The sequence below is a fragment of the Shewanella mytili genome, from assembly GCF_046765975.1.
Taxonomy (GTDB): Bacteria; Pseudomonadota; Gammaproteobacteria; order Enterobacterales; family Shewanellaceae; genus Shewanella; species Shewanella mytili.
Genome location: NZ_JBKOUD010000002.1, coordinates 62,256 through 80,468, shown reverse-complemented (window position 1 = coordinate 80,468; position 18,213 = coordinate 62,256). Strand labels below are relative to the sequence as shown.

Annotated in this window: 17 protein-coding genes; 6 read left to right on the top strand and 11 right to left on the bottom strand. The window is 55.5% G+C overall.

Annotation, left to right across the window (positions count from 1 at the left end; all coding sequences use genetic code 11):
* Positions 1 to 101 precede the first annotated feature (101 nt).
* From ACIDEJ_RS03105 to ACIDEJ_RS03080, 6 genes are all read right to left on the bottom strand, one after another.
* Entirely contained in the window at positions 102 to 2,024 is a 1,923-nt protein-coding gene (locus ACIDEJ_RS03105) for a methyl-accepting chemotaxis protein (protein ID WP_411986638.1), read from the bottom strand.
* A 305-nt stretch (positions 2,025 to 2,329) separates the two neighbouring features.
* Positions 2,330 to 2,935, bottom strand: coding sequence for a cob(I)yrinic acid a,c-diamide adenosyltransferase (gene cobO, locus ACIDEJ_RS03100; RefSeq protein ID WP_411986637.1), 606 nt, complete (start codon positions 2,933 to 2,935; stop codon positions 2,330 to 2,332).
* A 345-nt stretch (positions 2,936 to 3,280) separates the two neighbouring features.
* Complete coding sequence (gene cobT / locus ACIDEJ_RS03095; RefSeq protein WP_411986636.1) at positions 3,281 to 4,336, bottom strand: nicotinate-nucleotide--dimethylbenzimidazole phosphoribosyltransferase; 1,056 nt, start codon at positions 4,334 to 4,336, stop codon at positions 3,281 to 3,283.
* A gap of 22 nt (positions 4,337 to 4,358) precedes the next feature.
* The gene (locus ACIDEJ_RS03090; RefSeq protein WP_411986635.1) at positions 4,359 to 5,414 is read right to left on the bottom strand and encodes a FecCD family ABC transporter permease; all 1,056 of its coding nucleotides are present in this window, start codon (positions 5,412 to 5,414) and stop codon (positions 4,359 to 4,361) included.
* The gene (locus tag ACIDEJ_RS03085) at positions 5,398 to 6,216 is read right to left on the bottom strand and encodes an ABC transporter ATP-binding protein (protein ID WP_411986634.1); all 819 of its coding nucleotides are present in this window, start codon (positions 6,214 to 6,216) and stop codon (positions 5,398 to 5,400) included. The genes ACIDEJ_RS03090 and ACIDEJ_RS03085 overlap by 17 nt, the downstream gene beginning before the upstream one ends.
* A gap of 89 nt (positions 6,217 to 6,305) precedes the next feature.
* Entirely contained in the window at positions 6,306 to 6,968 is a 663-nt protein-coding gene (locus tag ACIDEJ_RS03080) for a histidine phosphatase family protein (protein ID WP_411986633.1), read from the bottom strand.
* Between the two features lie 243 nt (positions 6,969 to 7,211).
* On the opposite strand from ACIDEJ_RS03080, the gene metH reads away from it, so the two are divergent.
* Positions 7,212 to 10,925: a methionine synthase gene (gene metH, locus ACIDEJ_RS03075; RefSeq protein WP_411986632.1), complete on the top strand. Its 3,714-nt coding sequence runs from the start codon at positions 7,212 to 7,214 to the stop codon at positions 10,923 to 10,925.
* A 102-nt stretch (positions 10,926 to 11,027) separates the two neighbouring features.
* Positions 11,028 to 11,294 carry a DUF2999 family protein gene (locus ACIDEJ_RS03070; protein ID WP_411986631.1) on the top strand — a complete coding sequence of 89 codons (267 nt, stop codon included), beginning with the start codon at positions 11,028 to 11,030 and terminating at the stop codon, positions 11,292 to 11,294.
* 132 nt (positions 11,295 to 11,426) lie between these two features.
* On the opposite strand, the gene ACIDEJ_RS03065 is transcribed toward ACIDEJ_RS03070, so the two are convergent.
* Together ACIDEJ_RS03065 and ACIDEJ_RS03060 are read right to left on the bottom strand one after the other, a co-directional pair.
* Positions 11,427 to 11,780 carry a diacylglycerol kinase gene (locus ACIDEJ_RS03065; protein ID WP_411986630.1) on the bottom strand — a complete coding sequence of 118 codons (354 nt, stop codon included), beginning with the start codon at positions 11,778 to 11,780 and terminating at the stop codon, positions 11,427 to 11,429.
* Between the two features lie 29 nt (positions 11,781 to 11,809).
* Positions 11,810 to 12,355, bottom strand: coding sequence for a phosphatase PAP2 family protein (locus ACIDEJ_RS03060; protein WP_411986629.1), 546 nt, complete (start codon positions 12,353 to 12,355; stop codon positions 11,810 to 11,812).
* Between the two features lie 192 nt (positions 12,356 to 12,547).
* Here ACIDEJ_RS03060 and ACIDEJ_RS03055 point away from each other — a divergent pair, with 192 nt between their 5' ends.
* Together ACIDEJ_RS03055 and ACIDEJ_RS03050 are read left to right on the top strand one after the other, a co-directional pair.
* The gene (locus ACIDEJ_RS03055; protein ID WP_411986628.1) at positions 12,548 to 12,760 is read left to right on the top strand and encodes a hypothetical protein; all 213 of its coding nucleotides are present in this window, start codon (positions 12,548 to 12,550) and stop codon (positions 12,758 to 12,760) included.
* A gap of 37 nt (positions 12,761 to 12,797) precedes the next feature.
* On the top strand, positions 12,798 to 14,828 hold the full coding sequence (locus ACIDEJ_RS03050; protein WP_411986627.1) for a S9 family peptidase: 2,031 nt from the start codon (positions 12,798 to 12,800) through the stop codon (positions 14,826 to 14,828).
* 46 nt (positions 14,829 to 14,874) lie between these two features.
* On the opposite strand, the gene ACIDEJ_RS03045 is transcribed toward ACIDEJ_RS03050, so the two are convergent.
* The gene (locus tag ACIDEJ_RS03045) at positions 14,875 to 15,489 is read right to left on the bottom strand and encodes a TetR/AcrR family transcriptional regulator (protein WP_411986626.1); all 615 of its coding nucleotides are present in this window, start codon (positions 15,487 to 15,489) and stop codon (positions 14,875 to 14,877) included.
* 86 nt (positions 15,490 to 15,575) lie between these two features.
* On the opposite strand from ACIDEJ_RS03045, the gene ACIDEJ_RS03040 reads away from it, so the two are divergent.
* Together ACIDEJ_RS03040 and ACIDEJ_RS03035 are read left to right on the top strand one after the other, a co-directional pair.
* The gene (locus ACIDEJ_RS03040) at positions 15,576 to 16,190 is read left to right on the top strand and encodes a glutathione S-transferase family protein (protein WP_411986625.1); all 615 of its coding nucleotides are present in this window, start codon (positions 15,576 to 15,578) and stop codon (positions 16,188 to 16,190) included.
* Between the two features lie 14 nt (positions 16,191 to 16,204).
* A complete protein-coding gene (locus ACIDEJ_RS03035) occupies positions 16,205 to 16,873 on the top strand; it encodes a glutathione S-transferase family protein (protein WP_411986624.1) in 669 nt (222 codons plus the stop codon).
* Positions 16,874 to 16,909: 36 nt separating this feature from the next.
* Here the strand turns inward: ACIDEJ_RS03035 and ACIDEJ_RS03030 are convergent, their stop codons facing one another.
* The gene (locus ACIDEJ_RS03030; RefSeq protein ID WP_411986623.1) at positions 16,910 to 17,344 is read right to left on the bottom strand and encodes a MarR family winged helix-turn-helix transcriptional regulator; all 435 of its coding nucleotides are present in this window, start codon (positions 17,342 to 17,344) and stop codon (positions 16,910 to 16,912) included.
* Positions 17,345 to 17,611: 267 nt separating this feature from the next.
* On the bottom strand, positions 17,612 to 18,211 hold the full coding sequence (locus ACIDEJ_RS03025; protein WP_411986622.1) for a disulfide bond formation protein B: 600 nt from the start codon (positions 18,209 to 18,211) through the stop codon (positions 17,612 to 17,614).
* Positions 18,212 to 18,213 lie beyond the last annotated feature (2 nt).

The window sequence follows — 18,213 nt, the reverse complement described above, 5'->3', positions numbered from 1 at the left end:
AGGGATTAAAAATCAATGGCTTGCCAACGGGCAAAAGGCAATGCAGAGGCGACGGATGACAAGCGGCCATCTGCCGCCTGCCATCATCAATGGAAAGTGGATTACAACTTGAAGTGGCTCAGCAGGCCTTTAAGCTGCACGCCCAGCGCTGCCACGCCTTCTGTGGCCTGGGAGGTTTCTTCTGAGGCTTGTGCAGTCTGCTCGGCAATGTCCCGCACCCGCACCACGCTTTTGTTAATGTCTTCCGCCACCGCGCTTTGCTCTTCCGCTGCCGCGGCAATCTGATGATTCATGTCCTGAATTTTGGCAACGGCCCGGGCAATATCATCCAGGTTGCTACCGGCTTTACGGGAAAATTCCACCGCTTCTTCACTCAGGGCCCGGCTACGATCCATTTTCTGCACCGACTCCTGGGTACCGTGCTGCAAACTGGAGATGAGTTTTTCAATCTCTTCGGTAGAGGCCTGAGTGCGGCTGGCCAGGCTGCGCACTTCATCGGCAACCACGGCAAAGCCCCGTCCGGCTTCTCCGGCGCGGGCGGCTTCAATGGCGGCATTAAGCGCCAGCAAGTTGGTTTGTTCTGCCACGGCTTTAATCACATCCAGCACCGAGCCGATGCTGTCGCTTTCTTCCTTGAGGGTGGCCATGGCTTCGGCGGTGCTGGTAATCTCTGCAGACAGGTGTTCAATATGCTGTACCGACTGGGCCACCACCGTATTGCCGGTTGTGGTGACATTGTCCGCATCAATTGCCGCCTGCGCTGCCTGCTCGGCGTTGCTGGCCACTTCCTGCACGGAGGCGGTCATTTCATTAATGGCGGTTGCCACCTGATCGGTTTCACTGCGCTGACTCTGCATTCCGGCACTGTTTTGCTCAGAAACCGCCGACAACTGCTCGGCGGCGCTGGCGAGCTGTACCACGCTGCCGTCAATCTGGCTCAGGACGTCTTTGAGGGTGTCGTTCATTTCCCCCATGGCCCGCAACAAGGTGCCCAGCTCATCTTTACGGTTGCTGCTGAGTTTCTGGGTCAAATCGCCGCCGGCAATGCGTCGGGCGGCGGTAACGGTCAGCGCCAATGGTGCGGTGATCTGCTGGGTGATCAACAAAGAGCAGCCGATCCCCAGTAACAGCACCAATACGGACACCGCCAATACCAGCTGTTTGGCCCGGTTGCCATCGGCCTGGCGCTTGCCGGTTTGTGAGTCTACCAGGCTGTCAATATTACCGACCAACAGCTGCGCATGTTGCTCCAGCTGCGCTTTGGTGTTGGCAATGCGCTGATCTACATCCACCAGTCCGCCCAGCTTGGTTTCATACTGGGAAAGGGCCGCCACCGCGCCATCAAGCAGGGACTGCTCCGAGGCAGGCACCTGCAGGTTTTTACCCAACTGGTTGATATCGGCTATTTTCTGTTTGGCGCCTGCAAGATTTTTGTCGGACGGTTCAAAAATATAGCCACGCACGTAATACCGCATCATGGCTATCTGCTCATTGATGCGGGCAGCGGAAAGTGCGGTCAGCCAACTTTCTGCCCCTTGCTCGGCTTGCAAACTGAGATGCTGCTCCAGGGTGGAAAAACTGCTGATCACATCATTGCCGATGGCAATCCAGTTTTTACGCAGGTCCAGTTTTTCCAGGCGCAACTGCCGCACCTGCTCAAACCCCTTCACATACTGCTGCAATGCGGATTGTGCTGTCTGAATGTACTGCTGATCCTTGGCATCGGTGTAATGATCCGCATCGCGCACCAGGGTGTCGCGCACCTTGGTAACCAGCGTATTGAAACGCTGTAACTCCTGCTGGTTTCCGGTAAGCAGGTAGTCCTGACGGATAAACTTCAACTGGTGCAGGGTGTCTTTGAGCTCTGCGGTCACCGCCAGTTTCTCACTGCGGTTAATCATCATCTCCACGCCACTGTAACCCATCCAGGCCACAAAAAACGTCAATACCAATACCAGGCTGAACCCCAGCTGTAGTTTGCGGGCAACAGTAATGTTATCCAAGAAACGGTGTAATAATGCCATGGCAATATCCCTTTTGCAGGTCGTTGTGATCAGACAGCTAGCAACTGTTTGTTTAGTGAAAAACTCTTGGAGTATGAACCTGTTAGTAAATTTTACTGTGGAAGTTATCACACTATGGAGGATAGGTGAGCGATACGTTTCCGTTAAGGCCGACAATATGGGGTGCAAGCTTGGTTTGCCCCGAAGTCTAACCCGGTGACGACTGAGTGATACCCCGGCTAGGCGCTACCTCAGTGCAGCGCCCCATTTTTCACTCGGTTTGCATGATGCCCGGCTTGCCAGGCTCGCAAAGGTTTCTTGCCGGCTTAATAATCAAACCCGGGCTGGGCTTTAATGCCACTGTCAAAGGCATGTTTCACGTTATTGATTTCACTTACCGTATCGGCCAATTCCAACAGTTGACGATGGCAATTGCGACCGGTCACAATCACGTGCTGCATGGGAGGGCGTTGTTGCAGGGCTGTCACTACCCGCTGTACATCCAGATAGTGAAAACTCAGCATGTATGTCAGCTCATCGAGCAGGAGTACCTCAATGCCAGGGTCTTGCAGCCATTTTTCAGCCACGGCCCAGGCTTTTTCCGCGGCGGCCGTGTCACTGGCACGATCCTGGGTATCCCAGGTAAAGCCGGTGGCCATCACTTCAAACGGCACGCCGGCAGATTCCAGCAAGCGGCGCTCACCGCATACCCAGTTGCCTTTAATGAACTGCACCACCGCCGCCTGCTTGCCATGGCCCACGGCGCGGGCGATGGTGCCAAAGCCTGCGGTGGACTTTCCCTTGCCGTTACCGGTCAGCACCAGCAACACCCCTTTTTCTGCGGTGGCGCGCTCTACCCTGGCATCCACCGCCTGTTTGAGTTTTTGTTGTCTGGCCTGATGGCGGTCATTGTTTTTGTACTGTTCCGTCAAGGGAGCATCTCCATGTGCATAGGGCAAACGGCCTGATAAAGGCCTGAGGACACTCACTGTAACACTGTGTTGTAACCGTCGTCATCCCTTGCCAGGCAAAGGCTTATCCGTCTGCACGGCAACAAGAAACAAGAAAGAATGGTGCCATGTAAAATGGCGCAATGGGGTGGGGGAGGAACCGGAAACGCGGCTTTTTTGCCACATAAACGGCAAGCACCACACCAGAACTGGCAACCCGCATGGCCACAATGTTGCCACCAAGGCTAGCGCCAGAACTGGTGCGTGATGCACGCTAAAACCGCCAAGGGTCGTCGGAACCGCAATGGCGGTTCCCACAAGTACCGGTTATTTGTCGCTGCAGTTGCAGCCATATCCGGCATCAGAGCCGTCCACTGCCGCCATTTCATTGTAAAAATTCACCGCAGAGTGTAGCAAAGGCATGGCCAATGCGGCGCCGGAGCCTTCACCCAAACGCAGATTCAGGTGCAGCATGGGATGGGCATCCAAACGTCCCAGCAACTGCTTGTGACCATACACGGCAGACTGATGGGCAAAGATAAGATACTCACGCACACCGGGTGCCAATTTCACTGCGGCCAATGCGGCCACAGAGGAGGTAAAGCCATCAACCACCACCGGCACGCCAAACTCTGCCGCCGCCAGCATGGCGCCGGTCATCTGCACGATTTCAAAACCGCCAAGGCACGCCAGGGTGCGCACCGGATCGGTCAGGTTGGCGTAATGCAGCTGCAGGGCGCGCTCCACAATCATCCGCTTTTCTTTGAGGGAGTCTTCATCAATGCCTGAGCCACGGCCGGTACATTCCGCCACGGTAATGCCGGTCAGGGCCGCCATCACGGCAGAGGCAGAGGTGGTGTTACCGATACCGATTTCACCTACCGCCAGCATGTTGCTGCCGTTATAGATGTGGTGCTTCACCAGTTCTTTTGCCTTTTTGAACCCTTCAAACACGGTTTCAATGGACATGGCCTCTTCCAGATGGATGGGCTTGGTGGCATCCCCCAAACGCTGGTTAATCACCTGGGGCAGGGATAACGGGTGGCGGGTACCGCAGTCAATCACTTCCAGCGCCAGACCATTCTGACGGCAAAAGACATTGATGGCCGCACCACCTTTGACGAAATTTTCAATCATTTCGGCAGTCAGTGCGCTGTTGCCCACGGACACGCCGAAGTCTGCCACGCCGTGATCTGCGGCAAATACCAGCATTACCGGCTTTTTAATCGCCAGTTTGTCATCGGGGGATTTAAACTGGATACGGGCCAGTTTGAGCGCCACTTCTTCCAGTTTTCCGAGGGAACCACGCAACTTGGTTTTATGGTGTATCCGCGATTTGATGGCTTCATCAAATGAGTGATTAACGGGAGTTACCGAATACATAATGTTTAACCTTTCATCCTGATTAATACTGTCTGCGTCTATGCAGTACAGCCAAGAAAAATACACTGCCAATCGCCGACGTAATAATACCGACCGGCAGTTCCTGGGCGGGTAACAAACTGCGCGCCAGCACATCTACCCACACCATAAATAATCCGCCTACCAATGCCGTCAGCACCATCTGATGCCGTCCGGGCAGCAGTAAACGCAGCATATGGGGCACCATCAGCCCCACAAATCCTATGCCGCCGCACTGTGCCACCAGTGTGGCGGTGATGAGGGAGCACAATAACAACATTCCCAGCCGCATCTGCATCACCCTAACCCCCAAGGTGTGCGCGGTCTCATCGCCGCTAAGCATGGCCAGGATCTGCCGCCGATAACCTAGTATCAGCACCAGTGCCACCAACACCACCACCGCAGGCATCCACACACTGTTCCAGTCGGCCCGGGCGAAGCTGCCCAGCGTCCAGAACAGCAACGACGCGGTTGCCTGTGGCGTGGAGAAATACAGCACCAAACTGGTGAATGCGCCAAACATGAAGGACACCGCCACCCCGGACAGCAACAGCCGTTCGACTTGACGGTCAGCCTGGGAGCCCGCCATCACCAGCACCAACAGCACTGACAAACAAGCCCCGGCAAATGCCCCTAATGGCAGCGACACCCAAGCCAGCCAGGTGCCTCCCAACAGCGTCAGTGCCAGTACGCCGCCAAAAGACGCGCCGGCGCTGATGCCGAAGAGGTATGGATCAGCCAATGGATTGCGGGTGACCGTTTGCAGCACATAGCCGCACAAGGCCAACCCGCTGCCCGCAATAAATGCCAGCAGCACCCGTGGCAGCCGCAGCTCCCACACAATCCGTTGACGCATATCAGGCACTTGCCCCATGCCCAATATCTTGTTGCCCAGTGTTCGGGCCACATCCAGTACGCCGATGTTATCCGCCGCACCAAATGCCGTTGCTGCCAGTGGTGTAACCAGCAGCAATAACAATACGATGAACCAGCAGCCCTGTAGCCGCCGGTCGCCCCCACCGCAAAGGTGAAGTTGGCGCCCGCTAGTCCGCAACGGCATGAATGTCTGTTTTATCATCTGTTACCGGAGGATAACCGTAAAAATAGTGAATCAACGGTTTTCCCGTTTGTGGATGCGAGCCAATGTTGCAGCAGACGCCAAACACCTCACTGACCCTTTGTTCAGTGAGTACCTGCGCCGCAGCGCCGCTGGCCACCACCCGCCCCTGATGCAGCAGTAACAGCTCATCACACAGGGCCGCGGCCAGATTGAGATCATGAATCGATGCGATAACGCTAATCCCGAGACTTTTGACCAATTCAAGCACCTGAATTTGATAGCGGATATCCAGATGGTTGGTTGGCTCATCCAGCAACAACAGCGACGGTTTTTGCACCATGGCCCGGGCGATTAATGCCCGCTGTTTTTCACCGCCGGAAAGGTGCTGAAACAACTCGTCACGCTTATGGCCCAGCCCTACTTGCCGTAGTGCTGCGGTGATGGCGTCATTATCCTCCGCAGAGTCCTGCTCGAAAAGCCTTTTATAAGGGGTCAGACCGGTTGCCACCAGCTGGTGCACGCTCATGTCCGATTGAGGGGGGGTATCCTGCAACACCACGGCCACCTGACGGGCAAAAGCCTTAAACGACAACTGGTTGATATTGTTGTCGTTAAGCCAGATGTTACCGCTGTCAGGCTGAATATACCGATACAGGCATCGCAATAAGCTGGACTTGCCCGCGCCATTGGGTCCAATCAGGCCCAGCATTTTTCCCGGCGACAAAGAAAAATTAATCCCGGTCAATATGGGGTTGCCCGCCACTGACCAGGAAATATCTGCCGCCCGCAACGCCGCCGTCATTCCCTATCTCCACCTGCACCATACTAATGGCTATAGGCTAACAGCTTATGACAGTGCCCAGCCAGCCTTTGTACGCCCCAAGAGGAAAACTACAGTTGCCAGTGCAGTTTGGGCTGGCATTGCCAGTTGCCGTCTTGCTGGCTGGCGTCGATTTCGATTTTCAGCAGCGAACCATGAGGCAACTCAAGAGCATTGAAGACCCCATCCAGCAGCGGCTGCTGCGGGTTAAGCAGGTGGCTTATCAGCGTGCGCAGCACCCCTGCATGGGTGATCAGCAAGGCGCTGTGCTGCTGGCTGTCCAGTAATCCCTGCACCAGGGTTTGCCAGCCGTGGTCAACCCGAGCCTTAAGAGCCTCTGGGGTTTCACCCTGCGGCGGCGTGTACAGCAAGGGGTTTTGAAAAAAGGCCGCGCTTTGCGCCGGATACGCTTGCGCCAGCGAGGCAGCGGATTTACCGTTCCACTCGCCCAAATCCCGCTCCTGCAGCCAGTCAGCACTTTGTAAGGGCTTGGCAAAAAACTCCGGCATTTCACTGACCAGATTATCCGCAAACCCGCTGCAACACTGGGCAGGTGAACTCAACAGCAGCAGCTGACCTTCAGGCAGATGGTTACACAGCTCGCGCCAGGCATCCCACATCTGCTCCTGTCCCAGCTCGCTCAAGGGCGAGTCAGTACGGCCTCGTAAAATGTCACCCTCGGTGCCACTGCCGTGGCGCATCAGGTAAATCGTCAGTTTTCTGTTGCAAGACATGATGGTTCCTTCGTTTTTATCACCCGCGAAATGGGTAACAATTTCACCTTGCCGCAGAACGATGGAATCCTTATTATGGACGTCTATACGTATAAACATCCAAACAAGCCGTAGTTATTCCGCAGCCGTACTATGACACAAGTTTACAGTCATAATCACAATAATGTGATCTGGATCATAACTCAATTTTAAAACTTTGTATTTGTTAATTTTTACTTTAGTAACAGGTAATTAAGGCTTCCAATGATTAGTCATTCCCACCGTGCAATCAGTTGCAGCATTCAACAATCTCTGGCCCAGCGGATTCTGATCATTGACGGCGCCATGGGCACCATGATCCAGGGTTTTCAGCTGGAGGAAGCCGACTACCGTGGCGAACGCTTTGCCCACTGGCACCGTGACGTGAAAGGCAACAATGACCTGCTGGTGCTGACCCAACCCCAGATCATCAAGTCCATCCACCGCCAGTACCTTGAAGCCGGTGCCGACATTGTGGAAACCAACAGTTTCAACGCCACTACCATAGCCATGGCGGATTACGACATGCAGGCGCTGGTGAGTGAAATCAACCTGCAGGCGGCCAGGCTCGCCAGGGAAGCTGCCGACGAAGTGGCCGCCGCTACCGGCATTCCCCGTTATGTGGCCGGGGTGCTAGGCCCCACCAACCGCACCTGCTCCATCAGCCCGGATGTCAACGACCCGGGATTTCGCAATATCCACTTTGATGAGCTGGTCAGCGCCTACATGCAGGCCGCCGATGCCCTGATAAGCGGCGGCGCCGATTTGCTGATGGTGGAAACCATCTTCGACACCCTCAACGCCAAGGCCGCACTGTTTGCCATTGACGAGGTGTTTGAGCAACGTGGCATCCGTTTGCCGGTGATGATTTCCGGCACCATTACCGATGCCTCCGGGCGCACCCTCACCGGCCAGACCACCGAAGCCTTTTACAACTCCCTGCGCCATATCCGGCCGTTGTCCTTTGGCCTTAACTGCGCCCTTGGCCCCAAAGAGCTGCGGCCCTATGTGGAAGAGCTAGCGCGCATCTGCGAAACCTTTGTGTCGGTACACCCCAATGCGGGGCTGCCCAACGAATTTGGCGGCTATGATGAAACCCCGCAGCAGATGGCGGACGTTATCGGCCAGTGGGCCAAAGAGGGGCTGGTGAACCTGGTGGGCGGCTGCTGCGGTACCACGCCGGCCCATATCAAGGCCATACGGGAAGCCGTCAGCCAACATGCACCGCGGCCATTGCCCCAACTGCCGGTAGCCTGTCGCCTGGCAGGGCTGGAACCCCTGACCATTGATGCCAGCAGCCTGTTTGTCAACGTAGGGGAGCGCACCAACGTCACCGGCTCCGCCCGTTTTTTGCGCCTGATTAAGGAAGGGCAGTTTGAAACCGCGCTGGATGTGGCCAGAGAGCAGGTGGAAAGCGGCGCGCAAATCATCGACATCAACATGGATGAAGGCATGCTGGACGGGGTTGAGATTATGCAGAAGTTTCTCAACCTCATCGCCTCGGAGCCGGATATCAGCAAAGTGCCGGTGATGATTGACTCCTCCAAATGGGAAGTGATTGAAGCGGGCCTGAAATGCATTCAGGGCAAGGGCATCGTCAACTCCATCTCCCTCAAAGAGGGGGAAGCCACCTTCATTGAACACGCCAAACTGGTGAAACGCTATGGCGCCGCGGCCATCATCATGGCCTTTGATGAACAGGGACAGGCCGATACCCGTGAGCGTAAAACCGCCATCTGTACCCGCGCCTACCGCATTCTGGTGGATCAAGTGGGCTTTGCCCCGGAAGACATCATTTTCGACCCCAACATTTTTGCCATTGCCACCGGCATTGATGAACACGACAACTACGCCGTGGACTTTATCAACGCCATCAAGGACATCAAGGACACCCTGCCCCACGCCATGATTTCCGGTGGGGTGTCCAACGTGTCGTTTTCCTTCCGTGGCAACAACCCGGTGCGCGAGGCCATCCATGCGGTCTTCCTCTACCACGCCATCAAGGCGGGAATGGACATGGGCATTGTGAATGCCGGGCAGCTGGCGATTTATGATGACATTCCGCCGGAGCTGAAACAGCGGGTGGAAGCCGTGGTGCTGAACCTGCCCTGCCCGGTGGCAGATTCTTCCAACACCGAGCAGCTGCTGGACATTGCCGAGAAATACCGCACCGGTGGCAGCAACGGCGCCAAGAAAGAGGATTTGCAATGGCGCAGCCTGCCGGTAAACAAACGTCTGCAACATGCTCTGGTCAAAGGCATTACCGAATTTATTGATGCCGACACCGAAGAGGCCCGGCTCGCCGCCGCCCAGCCGCTGGACGTGATTGAAGGGCCGTTGATGGATGGCATGAACGTGGTGGGGGATCTGTTCGGGGCCGGCAAAATGTTCCTGCCCCAAGTGGTGAAATCGGCGCGGGTAATGAAAAAAGCCGTGGCGTATCTCAACCCCTTCATCGAAGCCGAAAAAATACAGGGCAGCAGTAACGGCAAGGTGCTGATGGCCACCGTAAAAGGCGATGTGCACGACATCGGCAAGAACATTGTGGGCGTGGTGCTGGCCTGTAACGGCTACGAGGTGATAGATCTGGGCGTCATGGTGCCGGTGGAGCAGATTATTGAAACCGCCCGCCGGGAAAAGGTGGACGTGATTGGCATGTCCGGGCTTATCACCCCCAGCCTGGATGAAATGGTACACAACGTGAAAACCTTCGCCCGGGAAGGGCTCACCATTCCGGCCATTATCGGCGGTGCCACCACCTCGAAAATCCACACGGCGGTAAAAATCGCCCCCCATTACCCCCATGGCGCCATCTACATTCCCGATGCCTCCCGTGCCGTGCCCATGGTCAGCAAGCTGATCAATGACGCCACCCGTCAGCAAACCATTCAGGACACCTATGCCGAATACGCGCTGATGCGGGAAAAACGCCTGGCACAGACCAAGCGCAAGCCCTTGGTGTCACTGCAAAAGGCCCGTGAAAACAAAGTGGTGCACGACTGGCAGGCCACACCGCCCGTCACCCCCAAACAGTTGGGCATCGAGGTGTTTGACGATTATCCGCTGACGGATTTGCAAAGCCGCATCGACTGGACACCGTTTTTCCGCGCCTGGGAGCTGCACGGCCATTTTCCGGAAATCCTGCAAGATGATGTGGTAGGCGAAGAGGCCCGCAAGGTGTATGCCGACGGCCAAGCCATGCTGCAGCGCATTATCGAGGAGAAATGGCTGATCGCCAAAGCGGTATTCGGCCTGTTTCCGGCCAATGGCGTCAACCATGATGACGTGGCGCTGTATACCGATGAAACCCGTGAGCAGGTACTGCTGACCACCCATCATCTGCGGATGCAGGTGGAGCGGGTGGGCAACCACAACTTCTGCCTGGCGGATTTTGTGGCCCCCAAAGACAGTGGCGTTGCCGACTACATGGGCGCCTTTGCCGTTACCACCGGCCACGGCATCGAGCCCCATCTGGCCCGTTTTGAAGCTGCCCATGACGATTACAACGCCATCATGCTCAAATGCCTGGCAGACCGGCTGGCAGAAGCCTTTGCCGAACGCCTCCATGAGCGGGTGCGCAAGGAGTTCTGGGGCTATGCCGCCGATGAAAATCTGGACAATAACGCGCTTATCCGGGAAAAATACAAGGGCATCCGCCCGGCACCCGGCTATCCTGCCTGCCCGGATCACACCGAAAAAGGGCTGCTGTGGCAACTGCTGCAACCGGATAGCCGCATTGATTTGCAGCTCACCGAAAGCTATGCCATGTACCCTACCGCGGCGGTTTCCGGCTGGTATTTTGCCAACCCCCAGTCGCGCTATTTCGGGGTGAGCAATATCGGCCGCGATCAGGTGGAAGACTATGCCAAGCGCAAGGGCATGAGCATCAAGGAAACCGAGAAATGGCTGGCGCCGGTGCTGGATTACGATCCCCAATAACCCCCGGGCATGGCGGCAGTGGCGAACATCACGGATGCATTCGGCGCTGCCTCAATGCTAAAATCCGCCTTATTCAAGCCAATCGACATTCCGGGAACACACGTGAATCCAATTATTGCCCTGTTAAAAGAACACCATGTCAGTGATGAACAAATCCAGCAGTTATTCCAACGCCTGACGGAAAACCCGCTGATGGCCATGGGCACGCTGGGCCAGCTTGGCCTGCCGCCAGAAAAACTGCAGGCACTGATGATGCAGGTCATGCAAAATCCCGCATTAATCAAAGAGGCGGTTGCCGAGCTGGGGCTGGATTTTGCCAAAGTGGAAGCGGCCAAAGCGCAACTGCAACAGGCACAAAAAAACCAGTAAGCTACTGGCAGTTATCATGAAAAACGGGCGTGCGGCCAATGCCGTGCGCCCGTTTTTTTGCCCAACCTTAATGCCGCTTCACCGGCTTTGTCACCCTGACTCGGCACATGCCGCCAGCATCATAACGTGGCGTTATCCCCAACAGGAATACAGCGCCAGCAAACCGATAATCACTGCCGCAATGCTCAATACCAGCACCATGGCGGCCAGCATGTCCTTGACGTGTTTTATCTGCTCGTGAATTTGCGGGTGCAGATGATCAATCAGTCCTTCCAGCGCCGAGTTCAGCAATTCAGCTGCCCACACCAATGCAATGCACAAAATGATTAACGCCCACCACAGCGCGGCTGGCTGGGCCCAGCTGAACACCACGATAGCCAGCAACGCTGCCGCCAGGTGCCGGCGCATGTTGTGCTCTTGCCTGACCGCATAGCCAAAGCCACTGGCGGCATAGCCCAGTTTTTTAATGAATGACTGATTTTTCACGCAATTTGCCCAGTTACATTACAAGGGCACTAGAATGCCATATTCAGGTTGAGGCCAACACTGTCACCGGCCGCATAAGCGGAAATCTGTACCCCGTGATAAGGCTCGGTAAAATAGCGGGCATTCAGGTAGCCAATCAAGGCGCCGGCCAGCACGTCTTTGGTGTAATGGCGGTCGGAATGCACCCGGCTCCAGCCCACATAGCTGGCGGCCGCATAAAAAGGCAGTGCGGTTTTCCAGCCGTAACGCTGCTGGATGTAAGTGGCGGCAGAAAATGTCAGTGAGGTATGCGCCGATGGAAAGCTGTCGTTGCCGTCACCATCCGGGCGCCGCTCATGAATGGTGTATTTAAGGAGACCCGTGGTGAGCAAGGTGCTGCCCATGGACCAGTAAAACTGCTGCTGGCCTTCGCTGTCATCCTTCCATTGGCTAAGCCCCCAGGCCATGGCCGGTACCAGTACCATGCCCACATCCCCCGAGGTTTCGATGGTACTGTTGGCCGCATGGGCATTAACGCTGAGCAGCATGGCACCGCCGCAGATGCCGGCAGTCATAAATGATGAAAGAGATTTCATTGCTTTCCTTGTGATGTCATCTTGTTACGGGATGCAGCCACATACTTCCATTGCTGCATCCGAATGTCAGGGTTGCCACGCTAGGGCTGAAAGATTAAGGGGTCATTAACACCCGTCATAAATCCCCCCCCTAGGCCATCATCCAGCGCTGGCCTAGGCAAAATGCAGGCCAAAAACCAGGCGGGGCGCCCCATGAAGCGCTGGCGTTGCGGCAGCGAACATATCAGAAAAGCGCCATGGCTGCCAGATACGCCGTTTGTCATGCTGTCGTTTCCCGCCTTGGGAATGCCCGTTTTCCCTGAGCAAAGCGCTTGTCTTTTAAGCGCAAATATTCTTACACTCGTAGGGGTTTGTGGCAGATGGCATTCACCCTTTGCCGCAATGGTTAGCCCTGAAAAATTATAATACAGCCCCTGTCACCTACTATTGCAAGGAGTCCGCAGTGAAAAAAGCAGCGTTACTACTGCTTTGCCTGCTGATGCCCACGGCATCGGCACTAGCAGAAACCAGCAAGCCTCTGTCTGCAGAGGTGTTATGGCAACTCAAGCGTATCGGTACGCCGGTGGTTGCTCCCCAAGGCAATCACATCATTGCGCCCGTGACCACCTATGATGTTGAAACCGATAAAGGTTCAACCCAGCTGTGGTGGTTTGCCGCCGATGGCAAACAGCAGCGGCCCCTTACCGTTGCCGGAATGCAGGTAAGCTCGCCAGTATTCTCCCCTGACGGCAAGACCCTGGCGTTCATCAGCAAACGCAACGATGACGAGGCCGGCCAGATATACCTGCTGCCCATGGACAGCCCCGGGGAGGCCCAACGCCTCACCGAAGTGCCAAGCGGAGTGTCGGCCCTCAAGTGGGTGGGCAAACACCTGTATTTCATCAGCAGCGTTTTTCCCGGTAAAAACTGGGAAGAAATCAAAAAGCAGTTAACGGCTGATAAAGACAATAAAGTCTCCGCCCACCAGTGGAATGCCCTGCCCTACGCATCGTTTGATCACTGGCTGGATGAACGGCGCCAAGCCCATGTGTTCCGCATTGCCACCAATGGCGGCGAGGTAGAGGCCATTACCCAGCCGTTGGGGCATGAACTGTTTCGCTCCTATCAGAACAGCGGCAGTTACGACATTTCACCGGATGAGAAATGGATAGCCTTTGCCAGTTATGGCTCTGATGATCGGGTAAACCCCAATGTGGATCTGTTTTTGGCCAACATCGGAGGGGACAGCGCAGACAACATCACCCCGGACAACCCGGCTGCCGATGACACCCCAAGTTTCAGCCCGGACGGCAAAACCCTGGCCTTTACCCGGCAGCACATCCCGGGCTTTTACGCCGACACGTCACGGCTGATGCTGTGGGATGTAAACGATCGCAAACTGCGCACCCTTACCGGCAAGTGGGATCGCTCTGTCAGCAACTACCGCTGGACAGCCGACAGCGACGGCTTTTATGCCGCCATTGATGATGCAGCCACCAGCCGCGTGTATTACATTGATGCAGACAACGGCAAAACCAGGGCCATTACCGAGCACACCAATTTTGGCCAGCCGGCACTGAGTGATAACGGCTTGGTCATTGCCACTAACGAAAGTTTTCTGCATCCGCCCCAGTTAGTGCGCATTAACCCCAAAAACGGCAAGGTGTCGCGCCTTGACACCTTTAATGATGACGTACTCAAGGATGTGCAGCTGGGCAGCTATGAGTCAGTCACCTACAAGGGGTATAACGGTGATGACATCCAGATGTGGGTGCATTATCCGCCAGGGTTTGATCGCAGCAAGAAATACCCGCTGTTCATGCTGATCCACGGCGGCCCCCATAATGCCATCAGCGACGGGTTTCACTTCCGCTGGAATGCCCAGACATTCGCCTCCTGGGGTTATGTGACCGCATGGCCCAACTTCCATGGCTCCAGCGGTTTTGGGCAGGCTTATGCCGACTCTATCAATCCGGACTGGAAAAACAAGTCACTGGAAGACGTGCTCAAGGCTGCCGACTGGTTCAAACAGCAGCCCTGGATTGACGGCGAACGCATGGTGGCTGGGGGTGGCAGTTATGGCGGCTACCTGAGTTCCATCATTCTGGGTACGCCCAAACAGCCGTTCAAGGCGCTGTTAATCCATGCGGCGGTATACGACATGTACTCCCAGATGTCCTCCGACTTTGCCGTACACAGTACCCGTTTTGGCAATTACTGGGACATTCCGGAGCTGTACCGCGCCATCTCCCCCCATTATTTTGCGGCCAATTTCAATACGCCGACGCTGGTGAGCCACGGCCAGCTGGATTTGCGGGTACCGGTGGGGCAGGGATTTGAATTGTTCCGCACCCTGCAAACCCGCGGGGTCGAGTCCCGCATGCTGTATTTCCCGGACGAGAACCACTGGATCCTGAAACCCAACAACTCCCTTTATTGGTATCATCAGGTGCAGGAATGGATGGCAAAATTTGCCACGCCGGGTGCCCAATAAGTTAAACCTTGCAGGTTTTCAAAAGGCGGCATTGCCGCCTTTTTCCTTATGGGGCGCTTGCATCGGCGCAAGCCAAAGGTTCGCCCTTTACCCGCAACAGCTGTAACAGGCAGGCCACGGCGCGGCCAATATCCTCGTAACGCCTGGCCTTGCCCAGTACCCGCATCCCCTGAATTTGCACCAGCAGCAAATCGGCCAGCGCCGCAGCAGAAAACGCTCGGGTAACTTCCCCTGCCTGCTGGCCATTGGCGATGGCGGCCGTTAATGCCGCTTGCAGCTCGCTGAATAATCGCTCCCCCTGAGCCTGCACCTTGGCATCCCGCCCGGCGTGTTCCACCACCGCATTCTGAATGAAACAACCAAAAGGGTTTTCTTGCTGGCGCTGCTCAAAATGCCGCAAAAACTGCTCCAGCTGCGCCAATCCGGCACCTGGCTGGCGCAGCGGCTGCAAATGGCGCTGCGTGACATGGGTGAAGTAATGCGCCAGCGCTTCTTCATACAGCTTTTGCTTATCCCCAAAACTGTTATACAAACTAAACCGGTTAATGCCCAAATGGGCCACCAAATCGGCCACCGAGGTGTTGGCAAAGCCTTTTTGCCAGAACAGCTCCATGGCCTGCTCCAGTTTTTGTTCCCGCTCAAATCCGCAACTACGTGCCATGACCTGCCTCAAATTATTCTTGACTGTTCGTTCTGAAATTGCCTAAAGTATAAACTAAACGATCGTTCTGAAAAAGGATGCACCCCATGAAACTGTACGAAATGGCCACTACGCCCAGCTGTCGCCGGGTGAATATTTTTCTGAAACTGCTCGGCGTGGAGCCAGAGCGGGTTACGGTGGATGTTCGCAGCGGTGAAAACCTCAGCAGCCATTACCGCAACATTAGCGCCAATTTGAAAGTGCCACTGCTGGAAATTGATGACGATACCCACCTGTGCGAAAGCGTGGCGATTTGCCGCTATGTTGACGCCATCACCCCGAACCAACTGTACCTGTTCGGCCGCAGCCCACTGGAGATGGCCCAGGTGGAAATGTGGCAACGCATGGTGGAACTGCAAGGGCTGATGCCGGCATTTCAGGCATTTCGGAATCTTTCTGGCGTGTATCGCGACCGGGAAACCTGCATTGAACTTTGGGGGGAGGAGAGCAAAAAACGGGTGGCCGCATTTTTACCCGTTCTGGAGCAACAACTTGCCAAACACCGCTACGTGGCAGGCAGCGACCTAACCATTGCCGACATCAGCGCATTCGTGTTTATCAAGGTGTGTGAAAATGCCCTGCAACTGCCGGTTATCGGCCACTACCCCAATATCAGCGCCTGGTTACAGGAACTGCAGCAACATGACGGATTTTCCGCATAAACACAGGAGCAGATATGATTGAGTTGTATACAGCCGCCACGCCAAACGGCCATAAAATCTCCATTGCACTGGAGGAGCTGGAGCTCCCCTACCGGGTACATGCGCTGGATTTGGCCGCCAAGGAACAAAAACAGCCCGCGTTTTTGCACATCAACCCCAATGGTCGCATTCCTGCCATTGTGGACGGCAACAACGACGACTTTGCCGTGTTTGAGTCCGGTGCCATTTTGTTGTATCTGGCAGAGCAAACCGGCAAATTGCTACCCGCTGAGCCAAAAGCCCGCTCGCGGGCAATCCAGTGGCTGATGTTTCAAATGGGGGGATTGGGGCCCATGATGGGGCAGGCCAACGTGTTTTATCGTTATTTCCCCAGCAAAATTCCCGAGGCAATCGAGCGCTATCAAAACGAGGGGCGGCGCCTGCTGGAGGTGCTCAACCAGCAGTTATCCCATCACGCCTATCTGGCTGGCGACAGTTACACCATTGCCGATATTGCCTGCTGGCCCTGGGTCAATGGTCATGAGTGGAGCGGCATCAGCATTGAGGGCTTGCCCCATCTGCAGCGCTGGCTGGCACAAATTGCCCAGCGCCCGGCCGTGCAGCGTGGCATGCAGGTTCCGCCAAAGGATGATGATACACCGCAAGCAAGGGCGGCACGCATCAGCCAGATGGTGACCCGTTAATCACCAGAGGAGATTATCTCAAACACGGTTGCGGCATCAGCCGTTGTCTTGCGGCAGATTGGCACACAATAGCTGCAAGACAGCGGCCAATTTTTGCTGCTGGGCATTGCTGAAACCTTGAGTCAGTTGCTGCGCCATCTGTTGCCTCACCCGCTGCAACACCGCTTCAGCCTGCTGCAATACTGCGCCGCCCTTGGGGCCAAGCTGCAGCAATACCCGCTGACGCTGCTGGGGATGGGGCAATGTTTGCAGCCACTGCACCCGCTGCATGTCCGCCACAAGTGCCTTGAGGCTTTCTGCCGGGCAAGGCAGTTGCCGGGCGAGGGAATCCGCCGTCATTCCGTAACCACTGCCCACCAGCGCCAATACCTGAAACTCCATGAGCGACAGGTTCAATGCTTGTTGCAATGCCTGTTGCTCTGCGTTTTGGTAGGCGCCACACAGCTGTAATAACGCGTGTTCAATGGTCATAGGATAGGATTGTCTTAGTCAGGGAAATTACCAACACCACCCGGCATAACCATGCCCCGTCAAGGGCTGATGGTATCGGGTTGTCACCAGCAATAGTGACCGAACCTTGACAGGGTTGCAACCGGGCCCTGACGGTAACGGCTGGCCATACTGGATGACGCAGACAAAAAACTGTCACCCCCCGCTTGCGGGAGATGACAGGATTGAGAAAGTATGTGGGAGATACTTTAACCTACTACTATGAAACGATTATCGGCACATGCACTCTTACTGCTTGGTGACCAGCTTTTTAATGAACGCGTATGTCAGCGGCAGCAAGCAGATGCCAAATGCGGCAAAGATGATGATGCAGTAATCCGCCATGCCCAACCCGAACAGCTCCCATTGGAACTCACCGCAAATGCCACCCGGCTTGAATTCGGTTGGCCACCACACATCCAGCGGCAAACCGGTCAGGAAGTGAGGTTCCAACGAGCAGGCATTGGCACCGGCACCGCTGGAGAACAAGTCCTGATCATTATCTGACTGCAACAGGTGCATGGCTTTTTCAATGCCGGAGAGTTTTACCGAACACACCAGACCATAAAACACCCCGGTCCAGGCGCTGGCCAAACCCACCACTTTCAAGCCAATCACTTTGGGATTGATTAAAATGGCAATGCCGCCAAGCAGGATGAAGAACTGGGCTTCACGGATATACACGCATTGCTCGCAGGGCTCTGCCGCCAACCACATCTGGAAATACAAACCGGCAGTGATAAGGGCTGACAATGCCACCCCTGCCATCACGTACCAAGGGGCCCTTTGCTCATGGACCTTCGAAGGATTTGTAAATAAATCCTTGATAAACTGAATAATGCTGGACATTG